Origin of the sequence: Pseudoalteromonas tunicata, from assembly GCF_002310815.1 — a bacterium.
Taxonomy (GTDB): domain Bacteria; phylum Pseudomonadota; class Gammaproteobacteria; order Enterobacterales; family Alteromonadaceae; genus Pseudoalteromonas; species Pseudoalteromonas tunicata.
The window spans coordinates 578,018-590,316 of sequence record NZ_CP011032.1; the positions used below are offsets into that span (position 1 = coordinate 578,018).

Here is a 12,299-nt window from a genome sequence, read left to right on the forward strand (position 1 = left end):
CTACATTTGTTTAACAACGTATGGTGCCAGACTTCGGGTTTGGAGAGCGATACGGCCTTAACTGAGGTTTGCTATGAAAAAAGATATCCATCCTAAGTACGAAGTAATTTCTGCATCTTGTTCATGTGGTAATAAATTCGAAACTCGTTCTACTTTGTGTAAAGACATTCACTTAGACGTATGTTCTGAGTGTCACCCGTTCTACACAGGTAAGCAAAAAATTCTTGATACAGGTGGTCGTGTTGATCGCTTCAACAAGCGTTTTGGCGCACTTAGCAGCAAAAAATAATTTGTTGTAAATGTCCAAAAAAAAGCACCTAAGGGTGCTTTTTTTGTATCTATTAAAGTCAAATATTAACCCAGTTGAAATAAAATCCCCGCTGACTCAATAAAAAAGTCGTCATCTATTTGCTGTGCTATTTCAGCCCATTGATAATACGTGGTGCGATTAATTTTAGCCAACAGTCCATGGTGGAGTTGTATGTAGGGTAAAGCTTGCGACCTTGTGGGTTTTAATATTAATGGATGTGCTTGGTTGAGCAAAAATGTACGCTCTAAATTATCAACACAGCAAATCACGGTGCCTTGCTCTGTATCACTCTGATACCAATCAATAATCACAAATGGAGCGTCATCTACTTGAATTTTGATTTTTTCTACTGGAGTTTTCAAAAAGTAATTGTTTTGTTCTTTAACAAGCACTTTGGCAAATAGCTTAACCAAAGCTAAACGCGAGATAGGGCTACCTAAATAGTGCCAACTACCATCTGCTTTAATAACTATATCAATTTCACCACAATAAGGTGGATCCCATGTATCTAGAGGCGGGATCGCACCTTCAAGTTGTTGGCTAAGCGCCGACAAATCCATCGTTAGTGTTTTTCAAGTGTTAATACAAAAGAGACTGGTACAGCTTGTGCGATAGAAGGCAAACCAGCTAATTCTTGAAGTTTATCAAGGCCAGCACTTAAACCAAAATCAGCAGCATTAACAATAACAGGCATTAAAGAAGCAACAGTTAATTCACCGGTTACACGGTGTGTGAGTAATACTTCGGTTTTAATTGCTTTACTTACGCCATGCAAATTAATAGTTGCGTCAATATTAAAGATTGCCGATTGGCCTTTTTTCGTTTTCGCTAATACATCTTTTAAATCGGCGCTGAGTTTTAGGCTCGGAAATTGTTTTGTTTGAAACAAAAACTCTTGCATACGATCATTACGAATAGGAATTAAGCTTTCAACGCTGGTTAAATCAATATCCATCTCAAATAGACCATCGTCTTCTATTTCACCAGATACTTTTTTAAATGAATGTACTTCTGCAATGGTATTTTTTTTAACTGATACAAAATTGACACGACTAAGGCTGTTATCTATTTGCCAATGTGCAAGTAATGGCATGCTAGAAAGACAAAGGGCTGAGCAGAGTAAGGCTTTTAACATGATGCTAGTAATCCAAAATTAAAATTTCGGCACAGTCTATCATTTATTTGTTGGTTAAAGAATAAATCGGTAAGGAAAATAAGTAACTAAGATTTGAAGCTAGAAGGAAATTAATGGGGCGATTGACGGGGATCGAACCCGCGACAACCGGAATCACAATCCGGGGCTCTACCAACTGAGCTACAACCGCCACTAACACCGTTTGGTGTGGCGCGCATAATACATAAAACGATTGAGCTTGTGAAGACCTATGCTAGTATTTTTTGAAATTTTTTTAAGTTAATGGCTGTTTTGATGGTTAAATATACATTCTGGGGTGTTTTAGGCATGCTTTTTGTGGCTTTAGGCTTATTTGGTGTCTTTTTACCTTTATTACCAACCACGCCTTTTATGTTATTAGCAGCTTATTGTTTTTCAAAAGGGTCACCAAGGTTACACAATTGGTTATTAGCACATCCTATTTTTGGTGAGTTAATTATCAATTGGCAACAATATGGGGTCATAGCCAAAAGAGCAAAGTGGTTTGCTTGTATTGCAATGTTATTTTGTATGTTGGGAATACAATTTTTAACTATTCATCTTGGGTTAAAGATAGTGGTGTTTATTATTATGGTTTGTGTAATGGGATTTATACTTAGTCGGCCAAGTAGTAAAAAATAAAATTAATTAATATTTAATAACTGTATAAATAAAGTTCAGATATAATTAACAGCTAAATTTTCGATACAAACAGGAATATCAAAATGGATAAAGCGTTAGAATGGTTGAAAAATAACTCTGATTTGTTGATTCACTATGGGATCCAAACAATATTAGCGATCGTTATTTTTATTGTTGGTAATAAAATCGCTAAGTTTGTCGGTAAATTGACAGCCAAAGGATTAGAAAAACGTAAAGTTGACAAAGCCGTTGCTAGTTTCTTATCGAGTATTGTCCATGCGTTAGTTTTTGCTGCTGTTATTTTAATGGCATTGTCACAACTTGGTATTCAAACAACCTCATTCGTTGCCATTTTAGGTGCTGCTGGTTTAGCTATCGGTTTGGCATTACAAGGTTCACTTTCAAATTTCGCATCTGGCGTGCTTATTATTATTTTACGCCCATTTAAAGCGGGTGATTATGTTGAGGCTGGTGGCAAAGCTGGTAGCGTGCAAAAAATTGAAATATTTTCAACAGAATTACGTACACCTGATAACAAAGTTATCATCATGCCAAATTCGGCCATTATGGGTGGTCCAATCACCAATTTTTCTCGTGAAGCAACACGTCGCATCGATTTAGTAATTGGCGTAAGTTATAGCGCTGATTTAAAGCAAACCAAAGAAGTGCTTGAAAGTGTATTAAATGCCGAAAGCCGTATTTTAAAAGACCCTGCTTACACAGTTGCGGTGTTAGAACTTGCCAGTTCAAGTGTTAATTTTGTAGTACGCCCTTGGGTAAACAGTGGTGATTACTGGCCAACGTATTTTGCATTAATGGAAAACATTAAGATTGCATTGGATGATGCAAATATAGCGATCCCATTCCCACAAATGGATGTGCATTTACACAAAGACGCATAATTTAAATATTGTATATGAAGTAAAGGTTTTTGAATGAAAAAAATATTATTAGCAACCATTGTTTTAGCTGCCTTACATGGGCAAGCAAATGCCACTGAAGAGAATAAAAACTGGCAAGTATCGAGTGAGTTAGGTTTAATTCTGACCAGTGGTAATACTAAAACAAATACATTCAAAGGTGCGATAACAGCCCAACATACATTAGAAAGTTGGGTTAACGAATATAAGCTTGATGGTTTGTATAAAGAAGATGAAGTAAGCCTTGAAGATGGTTCAAAATCGACGCAGCGTACTAATGAAAAGTACTCCGCGTCGGCTAAAGGTAGTTACAACATTACCGAAAAACATTCACATCTATTCCTATATGGCTCGCATGTATCTGATTATTTTGGTGCTTATCGCAATGAAACGGTAGCATCACTTGGTTATGGTTCGCGCTTTTATGAGAATTCAGCCATGACGCTCGATGCTGAAGTGGGTCCTGGTTATAAGTATTTCCGATATTCAGATACTAGCAGCGAAAAAGATTCAAATGGAAACTCACTTGCTGGTGATACCGATGGTGAAGTAATTGCACTTGGTATGGTTAACTTTAAATGGCAAATTAGTGAAGGCGCCCGTTTTACTCAGTTAGTACAAGTTGAGTACGGTGGCACTAATACTAAAACCAAATCAGAAACTGCGTTATTAACTAAAATTAATGGCTCAATGCAAATGAAAGTTGGTTTTAATGTGACTCACAATAGTGATGTTGCTGACGATAAAGAAAATACTGATACAGAAACAGTATTAACTTTGGTTTACAACTTTTAAGCATTGAAATTGTTATTATTTGTAAAGGGAGCATCAGCTCCCTTTTTTTTTATAGGCAAAGTCAGGTAGAATGTCGCTCTTTGTTTTCATTTTAACTTTTTAGAAGGGATTTGCGTGAAATTTTTAAGCTTGATATTTTCCGTGCTGATGTTATTTGGTATGGCTGAGGCTTCTGCCGCAACTCCAACCCCTCAGCAGCTAGAGCAATTTAAAAAATTACCAAAAGCGCAACAAGAAGCGTTAGCAAAACAATACGGTATCGATCTTAGTACATTAAATAAAAAAACGAAAAAAGGGAGCGATGCGAGCAATGTTGATGAAATCTCAGTTTTTCCTCGCAAAGAAGAAGCTCTTTCTGAAGAAGATAAATTAGAAGAAAAATTTAAACCAAAAGTGCAAGAGCTTAAACCTTTTGGCTATGACTTGTTTGCTGGCGAACCTATGTCATTTATGCCAAGTGAAATATCAGCGATACCCGATAGTTATATTGTCGGACGAGGTGATGAGTTTCAAATTAATTTATATGGCAAAGAAAATCAGCTTTATGATGTCGAGGTTGACCGTGAGGGTCGTCTTGCAATTCCAGATCTTTCACCAGTGTTAGTTGCAGGCCTTAGTTTTTCTGAAGTAAAAGAGCTTATTACTGCCAAAATATCGCAAGAAATTATTGGGGTAAAAGCGTTTGTCTCTTTAGGTCGGTTACGTTCAATGCGTGTCATGGTATTAGGTGAAGTATTTAAACCTGGAGCTTATACGGTATCGTCATTATCTTCATTAAGCCACGCTCTGTTTATTGCAGGAGGGATCAGTGAAATTGGTTCACTGCGCAATATCCAATTAAAACGAGCTGGTCAGACAATAACGACACTCGATTATTATGATTTGCTTATCCATGGGGATAATCGTAATGACGTGATGTTAAAGCCGGGAGATGTGGTTTTTGTCCCTGCAGTTGGTAAGCAAGTATCAATTTCTGGTTTAGTTAAACGCCCTGCAATTTTTGAATTAAAACAAAATGAAACAGCTGAAGATTTAATTAAAATGGCTGGTGGCTTTAAGGCTGAAGCATTTCCACAAAAAACAATTGTTGAGCGCTATTCTAACAATAGCTTTAAAACCGTATTAACGCTCGATTTCACGCAAAAACCACTTGATTACTCACCGCAAGATGGTGACGCTGTTAATGTTCAAGCTTCTTCAAAAGAGTTAGAGAATGCAGTGACACTGATGGGGGCAGTCTCTCATCCTGGTAATTATGCTTGGCAAAAAGGAGATAAAATCTCAACCCTTATTTCTTCATTAAAAACCGATGTATTACCCATTGCTGATTTTGATTATTCACTCATTATTCGTGAAAAAAATATTCGAGGTGAAATTGAAGTTTTACAGTTTTCGTTGGTCGATGTATTAAGTCATGTTGATAAGGACTTAATCTTGCAGCCAAGAGATGTAGTGATAGTTTTTAGCCGTTTTGAAGAAAAAGTTGATGAAAAGCGTGTACTATCAAAAATGGCGTTTACTGAAGATGAAATAGCCTTACAAGATAAGGTTGAGCTTTGGCAAGAGTATGAAAATAGAAAGTTTCAAGAATATATCGGTATCTTTGAAGAAAAAGAAGAGTTAAAAGAAAAAGATGTAGATAGTTTAACTCAGCTACTTAAAGGCGAAAAAGAAGAATTAAAAGAAGAAGAATATTCGCTATTTAGTAGAAGAGCGTTGTTAAAGCCAGTTATTTTAAAGTTACAACAACAAGCTTCATCAGGTGATGAAGCTCAGTTGCTGGCAATTAATGGTAAAGTGCGTTATCCGGGAGTATATCCACTAGTTAAAAATGCTCATTTTGCCAAAGCATTGGCCGCAGCGGGTGGTTTGTTAGAGTCAGCTTATTTAGAAAAGGCTGAGGTCACTCGCCTTTCTCAAGATAGCGCAGAGAAAGTTGAGCACATCACTTTTAATATTGAATCAGCTCTTCAAAATCAAAATGACCAAAAGTACCAATTAAAAAGTAAAGACTCAATTAACATTTTTGCAGTACCAAATTGGCAAGAAGAGGTTTCTGTTCAGTTAATTGGTGAGGTGCAATTCCCTGGTACATATTCAATTAAGCGCGGTGAAACCCTTGAAAGTGTGCTTGCTCGTGCAGGTGGTTTTACTGAGTTCTCAGCGCCTGAGGGAGCCATCTTTACCCGTGAGTCAATTCGTGTCAAAGAACGCGCACAATTGAAAAAGCTTTCAGATGATTTACGTCGTGAAATCGCCTCGCGTAGCTTTCAAAACTCAGTAACGGATTCATCGCTCAGTTATGATGATACTAATAAACTATTAGATGACTTGGCTAAAGTTGAAGCCTTGGGTCGTTTGGTTATTGATGTTAATGATATTTATAATGGTAGCCAAACTTTAGAGTTAGAAAACGGTGATGCGCTTTACATTCCAGCTGTACAAAATACCGTCAGTGTTATTGGTGAAGTTAACCTTGCAACCTCACACTTGTTTAATAAAGAAATGACGCTCGAAGCTTATATTGCTGCCAGTGGTGGTTATAAACAACGTGCAGATGAAGAGCGTATTTATATTATTAAAGCCAATGGTTCAGTACAACTCCCTAATGAAAGTAGTTGGTTCTCAGTAAATAGCGGTACATATTTAGCACCAGGCGATACTATCGTTGTGCCGCTTGATGCAGAACATATGGACAAGTTGACTCTTTGGAGTACTGCAACTCAGATTATTTATCAGTTAGGTTTAGCTGCTGCAGCTATCTCAGCATTGTAATAAATCGTGTTTAATAAGCTTTGCAGATTTACATCTGCAAAGCTTTGACGCTCAATATTTAAGATATGGAATAAAAAATTAATGCAATCAGTTGCAAATAAACTCAATGATGAGATTGAATTAACTCAGTTAATCTCTGCGCTCTGGCAAGGGAAAATCTTAATTGTAGGATTGGTGATTCTGTGTTCGGCTTGCAGTGTATTTTATGCGTTATCGTTACCAAATATATATAAATCAACAGTACTACTGACCGCAGCTGATGAAAGCCAAAATTCTGGCATGTCTAAATTAAACTCTCAATTTGGGGGGTTGGCAGCCATGGCTGGTGTAAAGCTTGGTTCTTCCGGTGTTGATAAATCAGCGCTTGCGCTTGAAATTATAAAAAGCCATGCCTTTATAGCTGAATTTATTGATAAAAATAACTTGAAGCCTCTGATTATGGCTGCGGATAATTGGGATTTAGGTACTAATAAAGTATCCTATAAACCATCTGTATATAATGCAGAGTCAAAAGTTTGGGTTCGTGAAGCTAAAATTCCTCGCTTACCTGAACCTAGCTCTCAAGAAGTGCACGAAAAATTTATTAAAGAGCACTTATCTATTAATTCAGATAAAAAGTCGAATTTAGTTTCAATTTCTATCTTTCATGTTTCGCCCTACGTAGCAAAAGATATTGCAGACAAGCTTGTAGTCGCTATCAATGCAAAAATTAAGAAAGATGACATTGATGAAGCAAATAAAAGTATTGCATATCTTACGTCCGCATTGGGGCAGACCGCTGTCGCTGATATGCAAAAAATATTTTATGAGCTCATTGAGCAACAAGAACAAACAAAAATGTTAGCTAATGCTCGAGATCAATATGTATTTAAGGTGATTGATCCCGCGGTCGTTGCGGAATTAAAAGATAGCCCTAAAAGAGCCATTATTTGTATTTTTGGTAGTGTGCTTGGATTTTTACTTGGTTGCGGCTTTGTTTTAATTCGTTATTTTTTGAAAAAGAGTTAATTTTAAAACTGAATTTAACTTAGTTTTTTTGCAAGTTAAAAGCTTCAAGTGCAATTAAACTCAGATAATTATATAGCATCTTAGTTTCTATTTTGGTTATCTAAGGTGCTGTTTTTACGATTTATATTTATGCCATTAAATTTGTTTTTTTTATGGCCTGTATTACAATATTCACCACAATTGGAATTGTATTTAAAATCATGTTTACTGAAACATTAACGATATTTTTTGCTTTTTTTGCATCTTATTTTGCAATCCTTACAATTAAACCTCTAGCTATAAAGGTGGGTTTAGTTGATGTGCCTTCAGGGCGAAAAAAGCATATTGGAGCAATTCCTCTTATTGGCGGCTTGTCTATCTTTGTAGCTGTGCTGATGTCTGTACTGATGTTTTTCCCATTAGATAAATCATTAGTAAGCTATTTGGTGTGTGCAGGAGCAATTGTTGTTTTAGGGGTGATAGATGATTATCGCCAATTAGGAGTAAAAATAAGACTCTGCATTCAAACCTTAGTTGCATTAGTAATGATGTGGGGTTCAGAAGTTTATATCCATAATTTGGGTGATTTATTTTCCTTTGGGGTAATTGATTTAGCTTGGTTAGGTATTCCTTTTACTATTGTTTGTGTTATTGCTGCGATTAATGCATTTAATATGATTGATGGTATCGACGGTCTTGCTGGTTCGCTTAGTATTACCACCCTTGTATCAGTGTTTCTTCTGATGATGTTCAGCGGCAATTTTTCTTTGGCTGCCTTACCGTTAATCATTATCGCCACGATAGTGCCTTATCTAGCGTTTAATTTGGGCGTTAAAGGGCATCGAAATCGTAAAATCTTTATGGGTGATGCAGGTTCAATGTTCATCGGTTTAAGTATTGTTTGGTTTTTAATGGTGGGTACGCAAGGTGAAAATTCTGCATTTCGCCCTGTGACTGCTTTATGGATAATCGCAATCCCATTAATGGATATGCTTGCAATTATTATTCGTCGAGTTAAAAAGGGACAATCTCCTTTTATGGCAGACCGTGACCATCTACATCATGTATTTATGCGTATCGGGTTTAGTCCTCGTCGTGCACTTTCAGTTATTGTCGTTTTTTCTATGGTAATGAGTGGGATTGGGATTTTAGGGGAATTCTTAGCTGTACCTGATGTCATAATGTTGGTGTTATTTGTTGCTGTGTTTATGGGTTATTCAACGTGTATTCAACATTGTTGGAAGGTTGCACGGTTTTTAAGGCGTCGTAAGAAAAAAGCTTAATTACCCATTTAGCCAAGCCTTAAATTTTTTATCAGGGCTTGGTTATTCTTCATATTTAAAATCGTAAAAAAGTATTTCAATCAATCTTCTTCCATCGACAGTCCTTCGCAATATTGTTAGTATCGACACCCATATTACATCCGTTAAGCATAGAAATTGTAAAAATTATGAAGCAAAGAAATTCAGCTCCTCAATCTGGTTTTACTATGATGGAACTACTGATTGTAATCGTTATTTTAGGCTTACTAATGTCTCTTGTAGCACCTAAATTTTTTAACAAATTAAGTACGGCAGAGCGTGGCATTGCAGCTACTCAAATGTCTGCATTTGAAACTGCATTAGATACTTATCGATTAGACTTAGGTAAATACCCACAAAAGCTAGAAGACTTACGAGCGGGCACCGAACCTCGTTGGGATGGTCCATATTTACCAAAAGATATCCCACTTGACCCTTGGGGTAATCCTTATATCTATAAAGTTCCAGGTGAAGATGGTCGTCCTTACAGCATAATGTCTTATGGTGCCGATGGTAAGCTTGGCGGTGAAGACAGCAACGCAGATATAGTTCACAATTGATGGATATGTCACAATTATTGCGTGATGAATTTTTTATCACGCAAACAGACCTTGAGCGCGCTCTTAGTTTTCAACAGCGCTTTGGTGGTCGTTTAGAGCAAATATTGGTTAATATGGGCAGCTTGCCTGATGACCAAGTACCTCATTTCTTATCTCGCTATTTAGCTATTCCCTTATTCGACTTGTTTTTTTGGCAAGAACAAGTGTTGCCAAAAATTACCGACGAAGACTTTAAACTACTGTTATCTAAAAATTGGTTACCGTTAAAAGTTGATGGTAATAACTGGCAGTTTGCGTGTGTTTTTCCTTTAGAATTAACCATTAACGAATGGTTAAGCAAAAAAAATATTAATGCTGAATTATTCATTGCAACCGAATCTGATATTCAAAGCTTACTGAGCCAATATGAGCAACATACGGTAGAAGAGGATAACTCTGAGTTTATAGGTGATGAAGATGATAGGCTACGTGAGCTTGCAACCGAAGCACCCACAGTTAACCTACTTAACTCTTTAATATCGCGTGCTTTGCGCCAAGGCGCATCAGATATGCATCTTGAGCCTTATCAGGGGCGTTACCGCGTACGTTATCGTGTTGATGGGGTATTGCATGAGGTTGAGCGTTTAGCACCAAAAATGCAGCTACCAATCGTCACGCGTTTAAAGATTTTATCGGGTATGGACATCGCTGAAAAGCGCCGTCCACAAGATGGAAAAATTGAGATGAAAATCTCAAATCAAGAAATCGATATTCGAGTATCTGCACTGCCTCTAAACGATGGCGAATCAGTGGTAATGCGTTTTTTACGTAAAGATAATGTGCAATATGCGATGTCAGTACTCGGTTTATCGGCTGATATCGAAGCCATGATCCAGCGAGATATTCGAACCACAGCGGGTGTAGTATTATTAACCGGTCCGACCGGTTCAGGTAAAACCACCACACTGTATACTTTTTTAAATGCACTCAATAATGATGATGTAAAAATCATCACACTTGAAGATCCGGTAGAATATCAGTTGCCAGGCATTAACCAAGTGCAAGTTAACAGCGACATCGGTTTTGACTTCTCAGCTGGTCTTAGAAGTATTGTACGTCAAGATCCTGATATCATTATGCTGGGTGAAATTCGAGATAAAGAAACTGCACAAATCGCGTTGCAATCTGCGTTAACGGGTCACTTAGTATTTTCAACCGTACATACCAACGATGCTGCCAGTGCTTATACTCGCTTACTCGATTTAGGGGTAGAAGAGTTTTTACTTAATGCTGCGTTAGTCTCGATAGTCGCACAGCGTTTGGCGCGTAAAATTTGTAGCCAGTGCAGCGAACCACACCCACAAGCACAGCAGCTGATCGAAAAATATCACTTAACCGCATTTGCAGATAAATTTGAGTTAGGTGAAATTAATTTACGCAAAGGGGCAGGTTGTGATCATTGTTCTAATACCGGTTACAAAGGCCGTATGGCAGTAACTGAGTACTTAGGTTGTGATGATGCTATTAAAGCGATGCCAAAAGATGCTGACTTTATCAACAAAGCCAAAGCGCATAACCAATCGTTAAATCGTCGTACCTTGCTTGAAGATGGTTTATACAAAGCAGTGCAAGGGTTAACGACCATTGACGAAGTATTGCGAGTTGCGGGTTAATGGCATTATTTAATTACAAAGCTTACGATAGTTCAGGCGCTAAAACCGATGGCCAGATTGAGGCCACCGACCAAGCTCATGCCCTAGAGTTACTGAAAAAGCAGGGTTTACTGCCCTCAGAAATTAAACTCTATCAAGAGCCTGGTAAAAGCGTATTAAGTTTTGGTGATAAAGTAAATCTGGCCGATTTAGAGTTTTTAACCGCAGAGCTGAGTTTGTTATTAGAATCGGGCGTTAAAATTGACCGCGGTATCGATATCATTCGTAAAACCAAAGCAAAACCTGCATTGGCTAAGTTACTCAATGAGCTCAATCAGAGCATCAAAAAAGGCAATAACTTGTCTGATGCGTGCCGCGAGCACCCCGAAGTATTTGATGAACTCTATTGCAACCTGATTGAACTGGGTGAAGCGTCGGGTAATTTAAGTGAAATTTTTGCTGATTTAGCCAAAGATTTAAAATTTAAACGCGACTTACGCAGCAAAATAATTAGCTCGCTCACGTACCCAAGCGTTATTTTCTTTGTCTGTATTTTAAGCATTGTCTTCATTTTTAATTTTATTATTCCAAAAATGTCGAGCATGTTTGCCGATGCAAAAGACTTACCCTGGTACACCCAAATGATGCTTAGCAGTAGCGAGTGGATGATGCAGTACCAAGGCCTGCTGTTAATTGGCTTAATCGCCAGTGTATTTGGCATTATTGCCGCTGCTAAACGCCCTAAGTTTTTAGCGTGGTGGCAAAATACGTCACTCAAACTGCCTGTAATCAAAACCGCGATTGTAACCATTGAGAGAATTCGTTTTAACAGCGGTTTAGCTATGATGGTAAAAGCCGGTGTACCCATTGATAAAGCATTAGGCCTCTCAGCTGGTAACATTAAAAACCATCAACTGCGCCGCGAAATGGAAATCGTAAAACAAAAAGTAAAACGTGGCAGTGCACTTACTCCTTCATTAAAACAGACCTCACTTTATCCTGATTTTTTTATCTCACTCCTTGAGGTTGGTGAAGAGTCGGGTAATTTAGAGCGAGTATTTAATGAAGTTGCAAACCGCTCGCGTCAAGAATTTGAAAGCTGGACCACAAAAATGACCACACTAATCGAACCGTTAATGATTTTATTTATGGGTGGATTTGTGGGTAGTGTGGTAGTTGTCATGCTACTTAGTATGGTTTCTTTAAATGATGTCGGTTTTTAAGT

Annotated in this window: 12 protein-coding genes and 1 tRNA gene; 10 read left to right on the top strand and 3 right to left on the bottom strand. The window is 37.6% G+C overall.

Features of this window, described 5'->3' with window-relative positions; all coding sequences use genetic code 11:
• Positions 1–73: 73 nt before the first annotated feature.
• On the top strand, positions 74–289 hold the full coding sequence (gene rpmE / locus PTUN_RS02610; protein ID WP_040643805.1) for a 50S ribosomal protein L31: 216 nt from the start codon (positions 74–76) through the stop codon (positions 287–289).
• A gap of 65 nt (positions 290–354) precedes the next feature.
• On the opposite strand, the gene PTUN_RS02615 is transcribed toward rpmE, so the two are convergent.
• From PTUN_RS02615 to PTUN_RS02625, 3 genes are all read right to left on the bottom strand, one after another.
• Positions 355–870, bottom strand: coding sequence for a DUF1285 domain-containing protein (locus PTUN_RS02615; RefSeq protein WP_009838137.1), 516 nt, complete (start codon positions 868–870; stop codon positions 355–357).
• 2 nt (positions 871–872) lie between these two features.
• Positions 873–1,445, bottom strand: coding sequence for a YceI family protein (locus PTUN_RS02620; protein ID WP_040643806.1), 573 nt, complete (start codon positions 1,443–1,445; stop codon positions 873–875).
• A gap of 114 nt (positions 1,446–1,559) precedes the next feature.
• Positions 1,560–1,635, bottom strand: a tRNA-His gene (locus tag PTUN_RS02625).
• A 104-nt stretch (positions 1,636–1,739) separates the two neighbouring features.
• Between PTUN_RS02625 and PTUN_RS02630 the strand changes: the two genes are divergently transcribed.
• The 9 genes from PTUN_RS02630 to PTUN_RS02670 all read left to right on the top strand — a co-directional run bounded on the left by PTUN_RS02630 (position 1,740) and on the right by PTUN_RS02670 (position 12,297).
• Positions 1,740–2,105 carry a YbaN family protein gene (locus tag PTUN_RS02630; protein WP_040643807.1) on the top strand — a complete coding sequence of 122 codons (366 nt, stop codon included), beginning with the start codon at positions 1,740–1,742 and terminating at the stop codon, positions 2,103–2,105.
• A gap of 83 nt (positions 2,106–2,188) precedes the next feature.
• Positions 2,189–3,007, top strand: a complete 819-nt coding sequence (locus PTUN_RS02635; RefSeq protein WP_009838140.1) for a mechanosensitive ion channel family protein — start codon at positions 2,189–2,191, stop codon at positions 3,005–3,007.
• Positions 3,008–3,040: 33 nt separating this feature from the next.
• Positions 3,041–3,820, top strand: a complete 780-nt coding sequence (locus tag PTUN_RS02640; protein ID WP_009838141.1) for a DUF481 domain-containing protein — start codon at positions 3,041–3,043, stop codon at positions 3,818–3,820.
• 114 nt (positions 3,821–3,934) lie between these two features.
• Positions 3,935–6,595 (top strand): SLBB domain-containing protein, encoded by a 2,661-nt coding sequence (locus tag PTUN_RS02645; protein WP_415906947.1) that lies wholly within the window; start codon positions 3,935–3,937, stop codon positions 6,593–6,595.
• An 81-nt stretch (positions 6,596–6,676) separates the two neighbouring features.
• On the top strand, positions 6,677–7,603 hold the full coding sequence (locus PTUN_RS02650; protein ID WP_009838143.1) for a Wzz/FepE/Etk N-terminal domain-containing protein: 927 nt from the start codon (positions 6,677–6,679) through the stop codon (positions 7,601–7,603).
• A 200-nt stretch (positions 7,604–7,803) separates the two neighbouring features.
• Positions 7,804–8,865: a UDP-N-acetylglucosamine--undecaprenyl-phosphate N-acetylglucosaminephosphotransferase gene (gene wecA / locus PTUN_RS02655; protein WP_050760027.1), complete on the top strand. Its 1,062-nt coding sequence runs from the start codon at positions 7,804–7,806 to the stop codon at positions 8,863–8,865.
• Between the two features lie 167 nt (positions 8,866–9,032).
• Positions 9,033–9,443: a type II secretion system major pseudopilin GspG gene (gene gspG, locus PTUN_RS02660; RefSeq protein ID WP_009838145.1), complete on the top strand. Its 411-nt coding sequence runs from the start codon at positions 9,033–9,035 to the stop codon at positions 9,441–9,443.
• A complete protein-coding gene (locus PTUN_RS02665) occupies positions 9,443–11,095 on the top strand; it encodes a GspE/PulE family protein (protein WP_009838146.1) in 1,653 nt (550 codons plus the stop codon). The genes gspG and PTUN_RS02665 overlap by 1 nt, the downstream gene beginning before the upstream one ends.
• Positions 11,095–12,297 carry a type II secretion system F family protein gene (locus PTUN_RS02670; RefSeq protein WP_009838147.1) on the top strand — a complete coding sequence of 401 codons (1,203 nt, stop codon included), beginning with the start codon at positions 11,095–11,097 and terminating at the stop codon, positions 12,295–12,297. The genes PTUN_RS02665 and PTUN_RS02670 overlap by 1 nt, the downstream gene beginning before the upstream one ends.
• Positions 12,298–12,299: the final 2 nt, after the last annotated feature.